The 18,936-nt window shown below is 72.1% G+C and carries 17 protein-coding genes; 5 read left to right on the plus strand and 12 right to left on the minus strand.

The window, feature by feature from the left end:
• Positions 1 to 212: 212 nt before the first annotated feature.
• On the plus strand, positions 213 to 884 hold the full coding sequence (locus ACN28F_RS06115) for a DUF4142 domain-containing protein (protein WP_289211041.1): 672 nt from the start codon (positions 213 to 215) through the stop codon (positions 882 to 884).
• 80 nt (positions 885 to 964) lie between these two features.
• Entirely contained in the window at positions 965 to 1,807 is an 843-nt protein-coding gene (locus ACN28F_RS06120) for a DNA-formamidopyrimidine glycosylase family protein (RefSeq protein WP_289207102.1), read from the plus strand.
• On the opposite strand, the gene pspM is transcribed toward ACN28F_RS06120, so the two are convergent.
• From pspM to ACN28F_RS06155, 7 genes are all read right to left on the minus strand, one after another.
• Positions 1,710 to 2,495, minus strand: coding sequence for a phage shock envelope stress response protein PspM (pspM, locus tag ACN28F_RS06125; RefSeq protein ID WP_289207103.1), 786 nt, complete (start codon positions 2,493 to 2,495; stop codon positions 1,710 to 1,712). The genes ACN28F_RS06120 and pspM overlap by 98 nt on opposite strands.
• Before the next feature lie 43 nt (positions 2,496 to 2,538).
• Positions 2,539 to 3,417, minus strand: a complete 879-nt coding sequence (locus tag ACN28F_RS06130; protein ID WP_289207104.1) for a PspA/IM30 family protein — start codon at positions 3,415 to 3,417, stop codon at positions 2,539 to 2,541.
• A gap of 281 nt (positions 3,418 to 3,698) precedes the next feature.
• Positions 3,699 to 4,139 carry a helix-turn-helix domain-containing protein gene (locus ACN28F_RS06135; RefSeq protein ID WP_289207105.1) on the minus strand — a complete coding sequence of 147 codons (441 nt, stop codon included), beginning with the start codon at positions 4,137 to 4,139 and terminating at the stop codon, positions 3,699 to 3,701.
• 122 nt (positions 4,140 to 4,261) lie between these two features.
• The gene (locus ACN28F_RS06140) at positions 4,262 to 4,825 is read right to left on the minus strand and encodes a CinA family protein (RefSeq protein WP_289207106.1); all 564 of its coding nucleotides are present in this window, start codon (positions 4,823 to 4,825) and stop codon (positions 4,262 to 4,264) included.
• Positions 4,822 to 5,433, minus strand: a complete 612-nt coding sequence (pgsA, locus tag ACN28F_RS06145) for a CDP-diacylglycerol--glycerol-3-phosphate 3-phosphatidyltransferase (protein ID WP_289207107.1) — start codon at positions 5,431 to 5,433, stop codon at positions 4,822 to 4,824. The genes ACN28F_RS06140 and pgsA overlap by 4 nt, the downstream gene beginning before the upstream one ends.
• 4 nt (positions 5,434 to 5,437) lie before the next feature.
• Complete coding sequence (gene rimO, locus ACN28F_RS06150; RefSeq protein WP_289207108.1) at positions 5,438 to 6,946, minus strand: 30S ribosomal protein S12 methylthiotransferase RimO; 1,509 nt, start codon at positions 6,944 to 6,946, stop codon at positions 5,438 to 5,440.
• Between the two features lie 102 nt (positions 6,947 to 7,048).
• Positions 7,049 to 9,541, minus strand: coding sequence for an FtsK/SpoIIIE family DNA translocase (locus tag ACN28F_RS06155; RefSeq protein ID WP_289207109.1), 2,493 nt, complete (start codon positions 9,539 to 9,541; stop codon positions 7,049 to 7,051).
• Positions 9,542 to 9,792: 251 nt separating this feature from the next.
• On the opposite strand from ACN28F_RS06155, the gene ACN28F_RS06160 reads away from it, so the two are divergent.
• Genes ACN28F_RS06160 through ACN28F_RS06170 form a run of 3 tightly spaced genes read left to right on the plus strand, consistent with a single transcriptional unit; the run spans position 9,793 to position 13,702 of the window.
• On the plus strand, positions 9,793 to 10,263 hold the full coding sequence (locus ACN28F_RS06160; RefSeq protein WP_289207110.1) for a YbjN domain-containing protein: 471 nt from the start codon (positions 9,793 to 9,795) through the stop codon (positions 10,261 to 10,263).
• A 5-nt stretch (positions 10,264 to 10,268) separates the two neighbouring features.
• The gene (locus ACN28F_RS06165; RefSeq protein WP_289207111.1) at positions 10,269 to 12,131 is read left to right on the plus strand and encodes an HSP90 family protein; all 1,863 of its coding nucleotides are present in this window, start codon (positions 10,269 to 10,271) and stop codon (positions 12,129 to 12,131) included.
• Positions 12,128 to 13,702, plus strand: a complete 1,575-nt coding sequence (locus ACN28F_RS06170; protein WP_421357198.1) for a YbjN domain-containing protein — start codon at positions 12,128 to 12,130, stop codon at positions 13,700 to 13,702. The genes ACN28F_RS06165 and ACN28F_RS06170 overlap by 4 nt, the downstream gene beginning before the upstream one ends.
• Here ACN28F_RS06170 and ACN28F_RS06175 read toward each other — a convergent pair.
• The 5 genes from ACN28F_RS06175 to ACN28F_RS06195 all read right to left on the minus strand — a co-directional run bounded on the left by ACN28F_RS06175 (position 13,644) and on the right by ACN28F_RS06195 (position 18,932).
• Positions 13,644 to 14,033: a DUF2784 domain-containing protein gene (locus ACN28F_RS06175; RefSeq protein ID WP_421357199.1), complete on the minus strand. Its 390-nt coding sequence runs from the start codon at positions 14,031 to 14,033 to the stop codon at positions 13,644 to 13,646. The two genes, ACN28F_RS06170 and ACN28F_RS06175, sit on opposite strands and share 59 nt — an antisense overlap.
• 131 nt (positions 14,034 to 14,164) lie before the next feature.
• Positions 14,165 to 15,721: a S1 family peptidase gene (locus ACN28F_RS06180; protein ID WP_421357200.1), complete on the minus strand. Its 1,557-nt coding sequence runs from the start codon at positions 15,719 to 15,721 to the stop codon at positions 14,165 to 14,167.
• 197 nt (positions 15,722 to 15,918) lie between these two features.
• Positions 15,919 to 16,116, minus strand: coding sequence for a DUF397 domain-containing protein (locus ACN28F_RS06185; RefSeq protein ID WP_289207115.1), 198 nt, complete (start codon positions 16,114 to 16,116; stop codon positions 15,919 to 15,921).
• A gap of 137 nt (positions 16,117 to 16,253) precedes the next feature.
• Positions 16,254 to 17,156: a helix-turn-helix domain-containing protein gene (locus tag ACN28F_RS06190; protein WP_421357202.1), complete on the minus strand. Its 903-nt coding sequence runs from the start codon at positions 17,154 to 17,156 to the stop codon at positions 16,254 to 16,256.
• A gap of 108 nt (positions 17,157 to 17,264) precedes the next feature.
• Complete coding sequence (locus tag ACN28F_RS06195; RefSeq protein WP_421361284.1) at positions 17,265 to 18,932, minus strand: ribonuclease J; 1,668 nt, start codon at positions 18,930 to 18,932, stop codon at positions 17,265 to 17,267.
• Between the last annotated feature and the right edge of the window lie 4 nt (positions 18,933 to 18,936).

The following is an 18,936-nucleotide window of genomic DNA, read 5'->3' on the forward strand; positions in this document are numbered from 1 at the left end:
TGAGTTGAGTCAAATTAGCCACAGGAAGCGATTAAATGTGGCGCAGATCCAGCAATATTCATGCTGAGAGCATTGACGGGTCAGAGGCATTCGACATACGGTTCTGATCGTTCACATACTCCTCTATGGCTTCACTCGGAGGTTGAGAAACTATGGCCCGGGCACGATCTGCGGCATCCACTCCACGCCGACTGACAGTAGTCCTGGTGGGCATGGTCGCCGGACTGCTCGCGCTGCCGGGCGTCGCGGTTGCCCAACAGTCCGGAGCGACCCAGCTCGGCGCCGCCGACATCGCGCTGCTCAACGGAGTCCGGCTGGCCGGGCTGTGGGAGATCCCCGCCGGGCAGCTGGCAGCCGAGAAGGGCAGCACGCAGCGCGTCCGTGAAGTGGGCGCCGAGATCGCCAAGCAGCACATCGAGCTGGACCTGCTGGCCGTCGAGGCCGCCAACAAACTCGGTGTTGAACTGCCCACCGACCCCACGCCGACCCAGCAGGGCTGGGTGGACGAGATGAAGGTGGCGACCGGGGCCCGGTTCGACCGGATCTTCGTCGAGCGGCTCCGCGCCGCGCACGGCAACATCTTCCCGGTCATCGGTGCGGTCCGGGCCAGCACCCGCAACGACGTCGTCCGGCAGCTCGCGCAGGACGCCAACGGCTTCGTCCAGACCCACATGACGCTGCTGGAGAGCACCGGCCTGGTCCGCTACGGCGAGTTGCCGCCGGTGGCGATGCCCGCCCCGCCGGACGACAGCCTGTTCGCGGCGGTCGCGGCAAACGCCGAGCTGGGCACCGGCATCAACTCGACCGCCGTCTGGGTGATCCTGGGTGCCGCGCTGGTGCTCGGCACCGGTGCGACCTGGGCGGTCTTCCGACGACGATACTGACGCGTGACACGACGCGGGGGTGGCGGAGGGTATCCGCCACCCCCGCGTCGTGTCACGCCCGGATCGGGCAGGATGGGATCGTGCCCGAAGGCGACACGGTCTGGAACACCGCCGAGCGGTTGCGGCAGGCGCTGGCCGGGCAGCGGCTCACCGGCAGCGACCTGCGGGTCCCGCAGCTGGCGACGACCGACCTGTCCGGCTGGCTGGTGCACGACTGCGCCAGCCGTGGCAAGCACCTGCTGCTACGCCTCGCCGCGCCGGACGACCGGCGTTACACACTCCACTCCCACCTGCGGATGGACGGCAGCTGGCGGGTCTACCGCAGCGGCGCCCGCTGGACCGGCGGCCCCGCCCAGCTGATCCGGGTGGTGCTGCGGACCGCGACGGTGGTCGCGGTCGGATACCACCTGCACGAGCTGACGATCGTACCGACGCGGCAGGAAGCGCGGCTGACCGGCACGCTCGGCCCGGACCTGCTCGGCGCGGACTGGGATCCGGCGGAGGCGGTACGGCGGCTGGCCGCCCACCCCGAGATCACCGTCGCCGAGGCCCTGCTCGACCAGCGCAACCTGGCGGGCATCGGCAACGTGTACGCCTGTGAGGTGCTGTTCCTGCGCGGCGTCGCGCCGTGGACACCGGTGGGTGCGGTGCCGGACCTGCCGGCGCTGGTCGACCTGGCACACCGGCTGCTGCGGGCGAACCGGGGCCGGCCCCGTCGCAGCATCACCGGCCTACCGGCGGCGGGCACATACGTGTACGGGCGCGCGCACCAGCCGTGCCGCCGCTGCGGTACGGCGGTACGACGGGCCGAGCTCGCCGGTCGGGTCAGCTACTGGTGCCCGAACTGTCAACCGGACCGGCGTGGCGCCGCAGCTCCGCCAAACCGGCGGCGACCCCCCGGAGCAGATCACTCGCCTCGGTGAGCCGGTGCACCGACGGGTGCTCACCGATCGCCCGGCCGTCCTCGGCGACGTAGCCGGCCGCTGCCGCGACCATGCCCTCGTAGGCGACGATCCCGGCCTGCATCTGCTCGACGAGCACCTGGTGGGAGTTGACGAGCGTGGCGTCGGTCGGGGCCAGCCGCAACGCCTTCTCCACGCTCGCCACCCGGTAGACGAGGTCGCGCAGGGACCGCTCGGCCACGGCCGCCTCCAGCTGAACCGACTCGGCCGGACCGGTCAGCCGTGGTGTCAGCTCGCCGAGGGTCCCCGCCGCGCGATCCAGCCGGGACCAGGGTTCAGCGGCGGCGGTGCCACGCAGGGCGAGCAACGCCTGCTGGCGGCGTACCTCACCGACCGCGGCCCGCCCGAGCGGGTTGCGCTCCACGGCGGCGACCAGCCGTTGCCGGGCCTGCCGCCCGGCGATGGCCGGGTCGGCCTCCGGTGGCGGTGGCTGCGCGGTGAGCGCCCGCAGATCCGACCACCGCCACGCGGCCAGCGCGGTGCTCGCACCGGCCGCGGCCGCCCAGATGGCGTCGACGGCGCTCACGCCGCCGAGTGGCAGGAGAACCGCCGTCGCGCCGCCGAAGCCACCGGCGAGCACGCTCCACCGCCGCGCGGACCGACGGAACCGGCGCAGGTTGCGAAAGTAGCGGGTACGTGGATCTGCCACCGGTTGCTCCTCCCGCCGGCCGGCCGGTCAGCGCCGCCGGCGCTCAGCTGGCGGCGCTGGCGTCACCGGCGCCCTTGTCCTTGTCCTTGGCCATCGAGGCACGCAACTGGTCGAGGCGGGCGACGCCGGCGCTGTCCGCGGCTGCGGCCTGTGCCTGGCCGGACTCGACCGCCGGGGAGGGCTGGGCCCCGGCGAGCTGCTCGCCGGCCATGCTCGCCCGGATCTGGTCCAGTCGCGACGAGCCGGCCAGATCCAGGGTGGATTTCTGCACTTCCAGCATGCGTCCCTCGACCGAGTTGCCGGCCAGCTCGGCCCGGCCCATCGCGGTGGCGTACCGCTGCTCGATCTTGTCGCGCACCTCGTCCAACGACGGGGTGTTCTTCGGTGCCGCGAGCGCCGACATCGACTCCAGCGAGGCGGCCACCGTCTCCTGCATCTTGGCCTGCTCCAGCTGGCTGAGCAGCTTGGTGCGCTCGGCGAGCTTCTGCTGCAGGATCATCTGGTTGTTCTCCACCGCCTGGCGTGCCTGGGCCGCCGCGGCCAGCGACTGGTCGTGCAGGGCCTTGAGATCCTCCATCGACTGCTCGCCGGAGACCAGCTGGGTGGCGAGCGTCTGAGCGGTCTGCTCGTACTTGGCGGCCTCGGCCTCGTTGCCCTCGGCGCGGGACTTGTCGGCCAGCACGAGCGCCTGGCGGGCCATCCCCTGCAGCCGCTCGACCTCGCTCATCTGCCGGGACAGCTTCATCTCCAGCTGCCGCTGGTTGCCGATCACGGCTGCGGCCTGCTGGACCAGCGCCTGGTGCTGTCGTTGGGCGTCCTCGATCGCCTGTTGGATCTGCACCTTGGGATCGGCATGCTCGTCTATCTTGGCGCCGAACAGCGCCATCAAGTAGCGCCAACCCTTGACGAACGGGTTCGCCATCTCCGCGGTATCCCCTCAATATCGGCGCGTACGGTCGGGTGACCTCAGGCGGGCCCGACCCGGGCAGTGGTGCGACGCACCCTCACCATCGTCCCAGGCCGACGCCACCGCGTCATGGGGCGTCAGTGGGAATTCCGCAGGGTACGCCGGTAGAGGATCAACCCTAGTGCGCCGGATCCAGTCCTGGCCAACCGAAGGGGTCGTGCGGGCACGGTACGCGGGCCGGCCGGCAGTCGTCGTGACCCGTCGCCGACGGGCCGGCGTCGACCGGACCGGCCTGGTCACGCCGCGCAGACGACGTCGCGGTCGCGACCACTGCCGGCTGGCACCCGCCGGGTCGTACGCAGGGTGGCCTTCAACGGCGAGTCGCTGCGCACCGAGACGGTCAGGCCGTCCTCGACAGCGACCTCGCCGGCCGGGTGCTCGGGATGTGGCCGCAACGGTTGACCGGACTGCTCGGGAACGGCCACCAGGACACCATGGCGCTGCTCGGCGTCGGCGACGGTGTGGCTGACGTCGCGCAGGACCTCGGAGAGTCTGGCACCCAGGGCGTCACATATGGCGGCGAGCAGTTCGCTGGACGCTTCCTTCTGCCCGCGCTCGATCTCGGAGAGATAGCCGAGACTGACGTTGGCCGCGGTGGAGACCTCCCGCAGGGTCCGGCGTTGACCCTGCCGGCGGGCGCGCAGTGCGTCACCGATGACGCGGCGTAGCAGGACCATCGCACCTCCCCCTGATCGGGACCGGCCGGCGAGTGCCGGAGGCTTCCCGCAACCTTATCCGGTAGGCCACCGATCGACACCCCACCCCGGGCCACGAATGACGTCCACGGCCGAAAAAGAGGTCACGGGTCGGTGAGCTGATTGGCCAGCAACCGCAGTGCGGCGGTGACCGTCGCGGCCCGGACGGCCTCGCGTCCGCCACCGAGGTCCAGCCGACGGACCTGCGGCGCGGTCGGCCCGGCCAGCGCGACGTAGACCCGCCCGACCGGTTTGCCGCCCTGTGACTGCGGCCCGGCCACGCCGGTGGTGGCCAGCGCCCAGTCCGCGCCGCAGCGGGTCCGGCCACCCTCGGCCAGCGCCACCGCGACGTCCGGGTCGACCGGCCCACGCTGTGTGAGCAGCTCCGCAGACACCCCGGCCAGGGTCGCCTTCAGCTCGGTGGCGTAGACGATCAGACCACCGCGGAAGACCGTACTGGCCCCCGCGACGTCGACCAGCGCGGCGGCCAGCAGCCCGCCGGTCAACGACTCGACCACCGCCAGGGTCTGCGCCCGATCCGCCAGCGCGTGCACCACCGCCGCCGCCGGGCTCCCGGTCACCGGCCGGCCGACTCCGAGATCGGTGCCGGCCGGGGCGTCACCGCCGGGATCCGAACCGGCCGGGGCGTCACCGCCGGGCAGACTCATCCGCCGCCCCCGAGCGGCGTCGGTCGCCGCAGTCGCACCGCCCGTACCACGTAGTCAAGGCCGGTCGCCACGGTGATCAACAGCGCTGCACCCATGATCCACGGGCCGACGGCGGCGAGCAGCCCCGGCAGCGGCAGCAGGTACCACGCGATCGCCGTGATCTGCAGCGCGGTCTTCGCCTTGCCGCCCCGGCTCGCCGCGATCACCCCGTGCCGCAGCACCCAGAAGCGGATCAGGGTGATGCCCAGCTCACGGATGAGTACCAGCGCCGTCACCCACCACGGCAGCAGGTCGTACCAGGAGAGCAGCACCAGCGCGGTGCCGGTCAGCGCCTTGTCCGCGATCGGGTCGGCCACCTTGCCGAACGAGGTCACCAGGCCGTACCGGCGGGCGATCCAGCCGTCGACCAGGTCGGTCGCCGACGCGACCAGGAAGGTCAGGCACGCGGCGACCCGCCAGCCCGGATGGGTCATCCCGGAGACGACCACGAACAGCACGAACACCGGTACCAGCACCATCCGCAGCCCGGTGAGGGCGTTCGCCGCGTTGACCACCGGTACCGCCGGCACGGTCGGGCGGGCCCCGGCGGAGGCGCTCGGCTCGGTCACCGGCTCACCCGGCCACGGCCGACAGCGGCCGGCTACCCGCCGTCGACGAGACCACCGCGACCGGCACCGCGGTCAGGTCCACCCCTTCGGTACCGGTGACCGTGGCGCGCACCAGGTCGCCGGCCCGCAGCCCGGCCAGCTCCACCGACGGGGTGGTGCCGGACGGTGCCGCGACGAGAGTCGTGGAGCCGTCCACCTCGGGTGCCTGGTGAGCGGCGCGGCCCTCGACGACCCCGTCGTCGACGGAGTCGACCAGCACCTCCACGGTGCTGCCCAACCGGTCCTCGGCCCGCTGGGCGCACAGTTCGTCGGCCAACGCGCTGATCCGGTCGTACCGGCGCTTGACCGTCGCCGCGCGGACCTTGCCGGGCAGGTCGGCGGCCTCGGTGCCGTCCTCGTCGCTGTAGTCGAAGACGCCGATCGCGTCCAGCCGGGCAGCTGACAGGAACCGGACCAGCTCCTCGACGTCGGCCCGGTTCTCCCCCGGGAAACCGACGATGAAGTTGCTCCGGGCACCCGCCTGCGGGGCCAACGCCCGGGCGGAGTCCAGCAGGTCCAGGAACCGCCCGGTCGAGCCGAACCGGCGCATCCGGCGCAGTACCGGCTCACTGGCGTGCTGGAAGGACAGGTCGAAGTACGGTGCGACGCCCGGGGTGGTGGCGATGGCCTCGATCAGGCCCGGGCGGGTCTCCGCCGGCTGCAGGTAGCTGACCCGGACCCGGACGATGCCGTCGACCGCGGCCAGCTGGGGCAGCAGTTTCTCCAGCAGCCGTGGGTCACCCAGGTCCTTGCCGTACGAGGTCGAGTTCTCGCTGACCAGGACCAGTTCCCGCACGCCGGTGCCGGCCAGCCAGTGCGCCTCGGCGAGCAGTTCGTCGGGGGTCCGCGAGACGAACGCCCCCCGGAACGCCGGAATGGCGCAGAACGCACAGCGACGGTCACAGCCGCTGGCGAGCTTCAGTGAGGCGACCGGGCCGGTGTCGAGCCGCCGGCGCAGCACCGCCCGCAGGTGCGCCGGGGTCCGCTCGTCGACCACGGAGTGGCCGGGCACGACGACGGCGGACTGCTGGCGGGCCACCGGGGTCAACGGCAGCAGTTTGCGACGGTCCCGTGGGGTGTGCGCGGGCAACTGCTCCCCGGCCAGCACCGCGTCGAGCCGCCGGGAGATGTCGGGATAGTCGTCGAAGCTGAGGACCGCCTGCGCCTCCGGCAGGTGCTCGGACAGCTCCCGACCGTACCGCTCGGCCATGCAGCCGGCGGCCACCACCCGGGCCCCGGTGTCGGCGGCGTCGAGCAGGGTCTGTACGGAATCCTGCTTGGCCTTCTCGACGAAGCCGCAGGTGTTGACGAGCACGACGTCGGCACCGTCGGCATCGGTGGTCACCTGCCAGCCGTCGGCGTCCAACCGTGCCGCCAACTCCTCCGAGTCGACCTCGTTGCGGGCGCAGCCCAGGGTGAGCAGGGCGACTCGCCGGCCGGGCGATGGGGCGGGGGTCGGGGCAAACGCAGACACCTGACGAGGGTACCGGGCCAGGGGCACGCGGTCTCCTGGCGGCGGCACCGGTTCATCGGCGATTCGCCGTCAGGACGGCAGCCGTCGCCAGCAGTGCTGCGGTCAGCTCGCCCCGACGCCGCGCAATCCGGCCAGCGCCTCCTCCAACTCGTCCGGTTTGACCAGCACGTCGCGGGCCTTGGAGCCCTCGGACGGGCCGACGATGCCCCGGGACTCCATCAGGTCCATCAGCCGGCCCGCCTTGGCGAAGCCGACCCGCAACTTGCGCTGCAGCATCGAAGTCGAGCCGAACTGCGAGGTCACCACCAGCTCGACCGCCTGCACCAGCAGGTCGAGGTCGTCACCGATGTCCTCGTCGATCTTCTTCTTGCTCTCCTGGGCGGCGGTGAGCACGTCCGGGCGGAACTCCGGCTCCCGTTGTTTCTTGCAGAAGGTGACGACGTCGTCGATCTCCTTCTCGCTGACCCAGGCACCCTGGATCCGCAGCGGCTTCGACGCACCCATCGGCAGGAACAACCCGTCGCCCCGGCCGATCAGCTTCTCCGCACCCGGCTGGTCCAGGATGACCCGCGAGTCGGACAACGACGACGTGGCGAAGGCCAGCCGGGACGGCACGTTCGCCTTGATCAGGCCGGTCACCACGTCCACCGACGGCCGTTGGGTGGCCAGCACCAGGTGGATCCCGGCGGCCCGGGCGAGCTGGGTGATCCGGACGACCGAGTCCTCCACGTCGCGCGGCGCGACCATCATCAGGTCCGCCAGCTCGTCGACGATCACCAGCAGGTACGGGTACGGCCGGATCTCGCGCTCGCTGCCCGGCGGCGCGCTGACCTCCCCGGCGCGCACCTTGCGGTTGTAGTCGTCGATGTGCCGTACGCCGTTGGCCGCCAGATCGTCGTAGCGCATGTCCATCTCGCGCACCACCCACTCCAGCGACTCGGCCGCCTTCTTCGGGTTGGTGACGATCGGCGTGACCAGGTGCGGGATCCCTTCGTAGCCGGTCATCTCGACCCGCTTCGGGTCGATCAGCAGCAGCCGGACCTCGTCCGGGGTGGCCCGGGTCAGGATCGAGATCAGCAGCGAGTTCAGGCACGACGACTTGCCGGCCCCCGTCGCGCCGGCGATCAGGATGTGCGGCATCTTCGCCAGGTTGGCCACCACATAGCCGCCCTCGATGTCCTTGCCGAGCGCGACCAGCATCGGATGGTGGTCGGCACCGGCGGCCCGCGAGCGCAGCACGTCACCGAGCGCGACATCCTCCCGGTCGGTGTTGGGGATCTCCACACCGACCGCGCTCTTGCCCGGGATCGGGCTGAGGATCCGCACGTCCGGCGACTTGACCGCGTACGCGATGTTGCGCGACAGCTGGGTGATCCGCTCGACCTTCACGCCGTGGCCCAGTTCGACCTCGTAGCGGGTGACGGTCGGACCACGGGTGAACCCGGTCACCGCGGCGTCGACGTCGAACTGTTCGAACACCCCCTGCAGCGCCGCGATCACCTCGTCGTTGGCCTTGCTGCGGGTCTTCGCCGGCGAGCCGGTGCGCAGCAGCTTCGGCGGTGGCAGCGTGTAGTCGCCGGACAGCCCGGTGATCGCCAACTGTTCGGCCCGGGTCGGCAGCGGCGAATGCTCGGGTGGCTCGGCCGGCTTACGGGTGGTCGGCACCTTGGCCGGTGGCCGACGCGGCAGCTCCACCGTCTCCTGCAGATCCGGCAGGTCTGCCGGATCGTCACCGGTGGTGGCGGCCGCCGTCGCGTCGGCGGGCGGGCCGGCCGGCCGGCGGCGCGGCGGGCGCTGCCGACCACGGGCCGGCCCCGGATCGTCGGCATCGTCGTCGTCGGCATCCGGCCCGGCCGGCGGCTCCCGGCCGGCGACCACGCCGGCGAGCAGACCCAGCCGTTCGGGAATCTTGTTGATCGGGGTGGCGGTGACCACCAGCAGTCCGAAGATCAACAACAGGATCAACAACGGTACGCCGACCCAGTAGCTGACCGTACGCGCCAGCACCTCGCCGACCCCGAGCCCGATCAGCCCGCCGGCGTAGTCGCGCTGCAGGTCACCGTCGGGGCTCTGGCCGATGTGCAGCAGGCCCGCGGTGCCGACGAACATCGCCGACCAGCCGACGAACCCCCGACCCCGGGGCTCCGGCTCCTCCGGCGGGTCGCGCATCAGCCGGACCGCGCCGATCAGCAGCAGCAGCGGCACCGCGACCGCGATCGCGCCGACGAACAGCCGCAGCGAGTCGGCGATCCGCGTACCGAACGGCCCGGCCGCGCCGAACCAGACCGCCATCGAGGTGAGGATGGCCAGACCCAGCAGGAACAGCCCGGCACCGTCGCGACGGTGCTCCGGCCCCAGGTCGCGGGCGGTGGCCGCCCGCCGACCGGCGGCCCGCACCGCCCACCCCACGCCGTGCGCGAGCCCCATCCAGGTGGTGCCGACCGCCCGACCGACCAGCACCGCCGGCGACGTCCGGGCCGGCCGCTTACGAGCGACCGGGCGCTTGCGCGCCGGCGTGCGGGCGCGCGAGGTCGAGGCGCCACGGGTCGTCGACCCACCACGGCGTCGACTCGGCTGAGAGGAACGGCCCGCCATAGAGTCACACCGTAACCCGGCCGCGCACCGAACCTCGCTTTTCCGGGCCGTGTCCCGGGCACACGCTGCTGCACGGCTGTGCCACCATTGCCGGTCGGTGCCCTGTGCCACCATTGCCGGTCGGTGCCGCCGTCCATCGGGTGCCCGCCCGATGCGGTCGGCGGCCCCACCACGCCCCGCGACCGCGACGGCCCCCGCCACCGCGACAACCCCGCCACCGCGACGACCCTGCCGTACCGAGAGGAACCCCCATGTCCCCGCCGGACCCAGACGACCTGCCGGACGCGCCCGTCGGTGGCGGCGAGATGCAGGTGCTGCGGCCACTGACCACCGAGTTCATCGCCGAGACGCTGCAGGCCCGGGAGTACCGGTTCCAGACCGACCCCGACGGTGACCTGGTCGGCCGATGGAACGACAACGTCATCTACTTCTCCCGCCTCGGCCCGCACGGTGAGGTGCTGCGGGTGCGGACCATCGCGGCGACGGCGTTCTCCGTGGACGACGTGCCGGCGCTGTACGCGTTCTGCAACGAGTGGAACCACGACCGGCTGTGGCCGAAGACCTTCGTCCACGTCGACGACGACGGCACCGCACGGGTCTGCGGTGAGCTGATCACCGATCTGGAGCGCGGCGTCACCCCGGCCCAACTCGACCACCTGGTCAGCTGCGGGATCTCCACCGGATGCCAGGTCGCCGAGGCCGCCGCCGAGCTGGCGACCTGACCGACATGGAGAACCGATTCCAGGTCGACCTGCGCGGCATCGTCGACCTGCTCAGCCACCACCTGTACGCCAGCCCCCGGGTCTTCGCCCGGGAACTGGTGCAGAACGCCACCGACGCGATCACCGCCCGCCGCGACGTCGACCCGGACTGGTCGGGTGGATCGGTACGCATCGAACCGACCGCCGACGGCGGGCTGCGGGTCCACGACGACGGCATCGGCCTCACCGAGCCCGAGGTGCACTCCTTCCTGGCCAGCGTCGGACGGACCTCCAAACGCGACGAGCTGGGCTTCGCCCGGCAGGACTTCCTCGGCCAGTTCGGCATCGGCCTGCTGTCCTGTTTCATGGTCGCCGACGCCGTCGAAGTGGTCACCCGGTCGGTGCGGGGCACGGCGGCGGTGCGGTGGACCGGGTACGCCGACGGGCGCTACACCACCGAGGTCGACCCCGACGCGCGCGCCGAGGTCGGCACCACCGTCACGCTGCGCCCGCGCGCCGGTGCCGAGCACTGGCTCGCCGCCGGCCAGGTCCGCGAGCTGGTCAGCGGCTACGCACACCTGCTCGACGTACCGGTGTGGTTCGCCGCGCCCGACGACGGGGTCGCGCCCGACGACGGGGCCACGGCCGGTGCCGGAGCGGTGCGGCTGACCGAGCCGCAGGCACCGTGGGAGCGTCCGTACGACGACCCGCAGGCCCGCCGCGACGCGCTGCTCGACTACGGCACCACATTGCTCGGCGCGCGGCCGATGGACGTGATCGACCTGCGGGTGCCGGAGGCCGGCCTGGTCGGGGTCGGGTTCGTCCTGCCGTCGGCGGCCACCGTCGGCCAGGGCGGGCACCGGGTCTACCTGAAACGGATGCTGCTCAGCGACAACGCCGGCAAACTGCTGCCGGAGTGGGCATTCTTCATCCGCTGCGTGGTCGACACCGCCGTCCTGCGACCGACCGCCAGCCGCGAGGCGCTCTACGAGGACGACCTGCTGGGCACCGTCCGGGAAAGCCTCGGCGAGCAGGTACGCGACTGGTTGCTGCAACTGCCGGTGCACCACCCGCAACGCCTGGCCGCGTTCCTGCGGGTGCACCACCTCGGCGTCAAGGCGCTCGCCGTGCGCGACGACGACATGCTGCGGCTGGTCGACTCCTGGCTGCCGTTCGAGACCAGCCGGGGCCTGATGCCGCTGCGGGCCTTCCGCCAGCACCTGGCGATGATCCGGTACGTGGAGACGGTCGACGAGTTCCGCTCGCTCGCTGCCATCGCCTCCGCCGCCGGTACCCCGATCGTCAACGCCGGCTACGCCTACGACGCCGAGATCCTGCACCGGCTGCCCCGGCTGGACCCGGCGGTACGCACCCGTCGGCTCGACCCGGGTGAGCTCGCCGCCCGTCTGGAGACCCTCTCCCCCGGGCAGTTGGCCGCCGCCGCCGACTTCCTGGCGACCGCCCACTCCGTACTGGCCGACCTGGACTGCGTACCGCAGTTGCGGCAGTTCGACCCGGTGACCGTGCCCGCTCTCTACGTCGTCGGCCGGGCCGCCCAGGAGCAGGACAGCATCCGACGTGGCCGGGAAGGCTCCGACGAACTCTGGTCCGAGGTGCTGTCGGCGTTCGCCGACGTCGACGTCGACCACCGCCCGGAGCTGGTGTTCAACTGGCGGCATCCGCTGATCCGCCGGTTGGCCGCCGTACCGCAGTCCCCGGCCCTGCGGCACGCCGTCGAAGCGCTCTACGGTCAGGCGCTGCTGGCCGGGCATCACCCGTTGCGTGCCGTCGACAGCGCCGCGCTGAACCGTTCCTTCCTGGCCCTGCTGGACCGGGCCTTCACCGACCCGGCGACCGGGCCGGGCACCCCCGCCGAGGAGACCCCGTGAGCCCCGAGGAGCTGATCCAGGCACTGGACGAGGCGACCGACCTGCCCGACGGCGACGGCAAGATCGCCGAGCTGGAACGCATCGCCGCGCACGCCGACGCGGCCGGGCAGACCCGGATCGGATTCGACACCCGGATGGCGTTGATCGACACGTACAACAACCACACCGAACGGTGGCGGATGCTGCCGGCGTTCGGCTGGTGCCTGCGCACCTTCGACGAGCACCCGGAGCTGTTCGAGGGGTGGGACGCCGAGCTGCTGCGCTGGTACCACAAGTGGGCGGTCGCCACGTTGCGCAGCACGCCGCAGGTCGGCCTGGCGCAGACCCAGGCGGCGCTGGACGATCTGGAGCGCCGGTTCACCCGTGACGGGCAGAGCCTGCAGGCGGTCTACAACCTGCGCTGCCGGATCGCCGACCACGTCGGTGACACCGAGCAGGCCCGGCAGTGGCTGGACCGGTGGCGCACCGCGCCCCGCGACGTCAACAGCGACTGCGCCGGCTGCGATCCGTCGCGGCAGGCCGAACTGCTGGCCGACTGGGGCGAATGGGAGCAGGCGATCGCGGTCGTCGAACCGGTGCTCAGCGGTGCGCTGGGCTGCACCGAACAGCCGGAGAAGGCCCTGGTCGCGGTGATCATGCCGTACCTGCGTCTGGGCCGGTACGCCGAGGCGGCCCAGGCGCACGTACGCGCCTACCGGCGGCACCGCCACGAACGGGACGCCTTCCCGTACCTCGCCGACCATCTGCGGTTCTGCGCGTTGACCGGCCACCACGAGCGGGGTCTGGCGATCCTCACCGAGCACCTGGAGTGGTTCGACCGGCCCTACGACGACGCGTCGGCGATGGAGTTCGCCGCCGCCGGTGCCCTGATCTGCCGGCTGGCCGGCACCGCCGGATCCGGTGCCCGCACGGTGCACCGGCCCGAGCACGGCCAGCGACCGGCCGCAGAACTGACCGTCGACGAGCTCGGCGCGCTACTGACCGAGGCCGCCACCGAGCTGGCCGGCCGGTTCGACGCCCGCAACGGCACCGACCACCAGTCCCGGCGGATCGCCGACTGGCTGGCCGCCGAACCGCTCACCGACGGCGTCGAGCTGCCCGCCGACCAGCCGGCCAGATCCGGGTACGTCGCCGAGGCGGTGCCCGCCGAAGGCACCCCGGACGTGGTCGCACCGTTGACGTTGGAGGGCATCACCGCGGCGCTCAACGAACGCGGCGACCGGTACTTCGTCGACGACGACGGTGTGGTCGGCGGCAAGTGGGGCCGGGCGGTGATCCACTTCGAACGCCTCGGTGAGCAGCGGGAGATCCTGCACACCCGGATCATCGCGGAACGGCGGCTGCCGGCCGGCCGGCTGGCCGAGGCGTACCAGTTCTGCAACGCATGGAACCACGACCGGCTGCTGCCGAAGGTCTACGTGCACGACACCGGTGAGGGTGAGCTGATCCTGGCCGGCGACGTCAGCACCGACCTGGAGCACGGCGTCAGCGGCGCGCAGCTCGCCGTACTGGTCAACGCGGCGATCCTGACCGGAGCAGGCTTCGCCGACGCCGTCGCCGAGCTGCCCTGACCGCCCCGGCCCAGCTGACCGCCACGGCGGCGGCCAGCACCAGCTGGGCCAGCCAGGCGTACCGCTCGGGGTAGATCACGCCGGACAGGTAGCGGTCGACGAACCCTTCGTCGAAGCCGACCTGTCCGGCCCGCCGGCGCGACCAGTGCTCGGCCACCGTCAGCGGACAGCTCAGGTTGGCGGCGACCACCAGCACCCCCCAGCCGGCGGCGCACAGGTGCAGCCAGATGGTGCGCGGCCACCGCCAGGCCAGGAAGCCGCCGACGGCCAGGTAGGCCAGGAAGCCGAAGTGCAGGATCAGGATGACGGTGGTCAACAGCTGGTAGCCCATGGCGGAACCTCCCCGACTGCCAGGCTACGAACGGCACCGGGCGGCCGGGAGGGTACGCGTACTCAGATCGACCAGGGTGGTGCGCCGTCCCCGGGGAGGGCGGTCCCCGGGGACGGCACGGCGGGTGGCGGTCAGTTCACCGAAAACCCGAGGAGGTAGCCACCCACGCCCTGGTCGGACCCGACCCGGTACCGGTACGACCCGGCGGGTCCGGAGAAACTCAGCTCGGTCACGGTGCCGTCGGCATCGCCCCGGGCGACGGTGCGCCAGCCGGCTGCGGTGAAGCGCTGCAGGGCGAGGTCGTACCGGGCCCCGTCCGGCGCCTGCAGGCAGGCGCTGTGCCGCCCGGCACCGGCCCGGAAGGACCGGCCGTCGGGCTGTACCTGCCGGTCGCCGACGGCGTCGAGCTCGCCCCGGCGGACCACCTCGTGCCCGGTGCACCCCTGCGACGAACCGTCGCCCGGCGGGGTCGGTGCCACGGTCGGCACGGCGGGTCCGCCGCCCGGCGGGGTGTCGGCGTCGGTGGTGGTGACCAGAGTCAGGTTGTTGACCTCGAGGATCTCGGCCAGCGGCTGGAAGAAGGTCACGCCACCGATCTGGCAGTTGCCGGAGCCACCGGAGGTGACGCCCTGCGCCTGGTCGCCGGAGAGCCAGGCACCGCCGGAGTCGCCCGGCTCGGCGCAGACGTCGGTCCGGGTCAGCCCGGTGACGGCGCCTTCCGGGTAGTTGACCGTGACGTTGCGGGCCTGGATCACGCCGCAGCGGGTGCCGGTGGTCGATCCGGACCGGCAGATGCTGGCACCGACCGGTGCTTCGGTGGCACCGGCGACCGGCAGGGTGCCGCCGTTGAAGTCGTTGATCACCGGCTGCGGGGTCCAGTCGCCGTTGACCGCGACGAAGGCCCAGTCGTCGCCGGGGAACGACGACGCCTGGAACACCCCCTGCGCCTGCTGGTTGAACCCGGTGGTGGTGTCGCCGGGCCGGCCGCAGTGGCCGGCGGTGACGAAGCCGCCGACGACGGAGAAGCCGACCGAGCAGCGCCCGCCGGCACCGATGAAGTACGGGTCGCCGCCGCGCACGTCGAACAGCGGCACCGGGGTCTCGTCGGAGACGTCGACGCGCAGCGCGTCGACGGGCACCCCGGCGGTGGCGGCGAAGTCACGGGCGGCGGCCTGCGCACCGGGTCGGGCGAGCAGCACGACGGTGTTGTCGGCGACGTCGACGTACCAGCCGGCCAGGTCGGGGTTGGCCGACCCGGCGTCGGCGTCGAGCTGGCGTTTGACCGCGTCGAGCTGTCGTTGGCTGCGCGGCACGAGCTGCGCCCGGGCGCCGCTGGCGTCGACCCGGGCGGCCAGGTCGGGGTCGGTGACGGCGACGACGAGGTCGGTGCCGTCGGCGGTGATCCAGGCGCCGCCGTACGCGTCGCCGAGGTCAGCGCGCAGGGTGGCCACGGTGCGACCGGCCCACCGCTCGGTGGCCAGCCGGGTCCGGGCGTCGGCCGTGCTGACGCCGAGGTCGCGTCCGAGAGCGGTGACGATTTCGGTGGCGGCCGGCTGCCCGGCGCCGGCCCGGTCGGTGGCCGGCTGGTCGGTACGGTCGTCACCGGCCAGCGCCGGCACCGTCACTGCGGCGAGCAGGCCCACTGCGGCCACGGTGACTCCTGCGGTGATCACCCGTCGGCGTCGCATCGCTGTCTCCTTCCGCCGCGGGCGCCGGACTTTCTGGCGCCGCGCGGTGGTACGGAGCACATCCGTCGATGGATCAATCCTCGACGATGCGAAATTTCACAGCGGGTCGGGTGAACCGGGCGGGCCGGTGCCGCGTTGACTGTGACGGCCGCACCGGTAGGGATCGGCCTCCACCCGATCCCTACCGGTCGGCGCTGTCACCGGCCGGTGAGCTGCCCCTGGCAGATCCCCCGCAGGAACGATCGCCACTGGTGGGGCCCGAAGCCCAGTTCCGGGCTGGCCGGGTCGGCCGAGTCCCGCAGCGCCGCGCCACCGGTCTCCGTCGCCGCCACCTCCACGCAGGCGTTGGTGTCACACCGGCTGCTTCGTCGCCAGCCCTGGTCGGCACGCAACATCGCAATCCCCTTTCACGATTTACACCTATTTTTCGGGAATTATGCCGGCCAAGCTGCCCGACCGATGGCTGATCCACCCAGAGTCGGTCCGGTCGGCCGGCCGGACGCGTCAACCGTCCGGGCCGCAAGGCTGGGCCTCAGTCGCGCACCACCGGCTCGCCGTCGCCCAGCGCCGCCGCCCGTTCGGCGATCAACCGGGCCGACGTCGCCTCGTCGTGGGCCGCAGCCCACAGATGGGCGAAGTAGCCCCGGTGCCGGTCGATCCGCTGCGCCGCGTGGACGATCTCGTCGATCAGGATTCCTTCGCGGTAGAGCAGCGCGTTGTCCTCGTCGCCGAAGTCCAGCAAGGTGAACGGGGCCAGCATCGCCATGATCGCGGCGTCGGCGAACGGTGCGACCCGCACCCGGACGTGCGGTGCGCGCATCTGCTGCAGCAGGTGGGCGAACTGCCGGGCCATCACCTGGGGGCCGCCGATGGTGCGCCACAGCACCGACTCGTCGAGCACCAGATGGAACTCCGGCGGGTCGGGGCGGTCCAACACGTGCTCGCGACGACGCAGCCGGGCCTCCAACCGCAGCACCCGGTCCGCCTCCGGCAGCTCGCTACGCCAGAAGTTGAGCACGAACTCGCCGTACTCCCGGGTCTGCAACATGCCGGGGATGAGCGTCGGCTGAAACACCCGGATGGCGCTGGCGTCGCTCTCCAACTGCAACAACTGCAGCATGGCCGGGGTCAGGTGCTCGCGGTAGCGGGGCTCGTCCCACCAACCACGGCGCCGGGACGTGCGGGCGTCGCGCAGCATCCGCTCGGCCCGGTCGGGGTCGACGACGCCGTAGAGCGCCAGCAACGCCCGCAGGTCCGTCGACGAGACCGTGACGTCGCCCTTCTCGATCCGGTTGACCTTGGACACCGACCAGTCCAGCGTGTCGGCCACCTTGCCCTGGGTGAAGCCGGCCGCTTCCCGCGCGCGGCGCAACGCCAACCGGAGCCGACGCCGCGCCGCCGCCGGGGACTCGCCGGGACCGGGATCGTCACGCACGCCAGGCCTTCCGGACCACGGTAGGTAACTGTCGGTCCAGTATGCCGCCAACAGGTCGCCGGGTCAGCCCCGGCGACCCGTCAGGGCGTCTTCATCCCCAGCTGTCCGTCAGACCTCCACCACGGTCGGCACGATCATCGGCCGACGGCGGTACGCGTCGTTGACCCAGCGTCCGACGATCCGGCGGACCACCTGCTGCAGCTGGTGCGGGTCGGTGATGCCGTCAGCGGCGGCCCGCCCCAGCGCCTCCGTGATCAGCGGAACCACCGCGTTGAACGCCTCCGGGTCCTCGGAGAACCCCTTCGCCGACACGGTGGGGCCGCCGACGACCTTGCCGGTGACCGAGTCGACCACCACGGTCGCGGCGATGAACCCACCGTCGCCGAGGATCCGGCGTTCGGTCAGCAACGACTCACCGACATCGCCGACGGCGAGACCGTCCACGTAGACGTACCGGCTCTTGACGTGCCCGACCAGGGTGGCGTGCCCGTCGACCAGGTCGACCACGTCGCCGTCCTCGCAGAGCACCACCCGCTCCGGGTCCAGGCCGGACTCGATGCCGAGCCGGGCATGCGCCCGCAGGTGCCGCCACTCACCGTGCACCGGCAGCAGGTTGCTCGGCCGCACCACGTTGAGCAGGTACAGCAGCTCCCCCGCTGGCGCGTGCCCGGAGACGTGCACCTTCGCCACGTCCTTGTGGATCACGGTCGCCCCGGCCCGGGACAACTGGTTGATCACCCGATAGACCGACGTCTCGTTGCCCGGCACCAGCGAACTGGCCAGCACCACGGTGTCCCCCGGCGCCACGGTGATGTGCCGGTGGTCGCCGGTGGCCATCCGGCCCAGCGCACTCATCGGCTCGCCCTGCGACCCGGTGGACATCAGCACGATCCGGTCCGGCGGCAACGCCGTCGCCTCGTCCAGCCCGACCACCAGGCCGGCCGGAATCCGCAGCAGACCGAGATCACGGGCGATGCCCATGTTGCGCACCATCGACCGGCCGATCAGCGCGACCTTGCGGTCGTACTCGTACGCCGAGTCCAGCACCTGCTGCACCCGGTGCACGTGGGAGGCGAAGCTCGCCACGATGATCCGGCCCTTGGCCTTACCGAAGATCGAGTCCAGCACCGGCCCGATGTCGCGTTCCGGGGTGACGAAGCCGGGGATCTCGGCGTTGGTGGAGTCCGACAGCAGCAGGTCCACGCCTTCGGCGCCGAGCCGGGCGAACCCGGCCAGGTCGGTGATCCGCCCGTCCAGCGGCAACTGGTCCATCTTGAAGTCACCGGTGTGCAGCACCAGCCCGGCCGGGGTCCGGATGGCCACCGCCAGCGCGTCCGGGATGGAGTGGTTGACCGCGAAGAACTCGCACTCGAACGGCCCGATCCGTTCCCGCTGGCCCTCCCGGACGGTCAACGTGTACGGCTCGATGCGCCGCTCGGCCAGCTTCGCCTCGACCAGCGCCAGGGTGAACTGCGACCCGACCAGGGGGATGTCCGGCTTGTGGGCGAGCAGGTACGGCACCGCGCCGATGTGGTCCTCGTGACCGTGGGTCAGCACGATCGCCTGCACGTCGGCGAGCCGGTCCAGGATCGGGGCGAAATCCGGCAGGATCAGATCGACGCCGGGCTGCTCGACGTCCGGGAAGAGCACCCCGCAGTCGACGATCAGCAGCTTGCCGTCGAACTCGAAGACCGTCATGTTGCGCCCGATGGCACCGAGCCCACCCAACGGGATGACCCGCAACCCGCCCGGCGGCAGCTGCGGCGGCAGATCCATGTCG

The organism is Solwaraspora sp. WMMA2101 (assembly GCF_049179175.1).
GTDB lineage: Bacteria > Actinomycetota > Actinomycetes > Mycobacteriales > Micromonosporaceae > Micromonospora_E.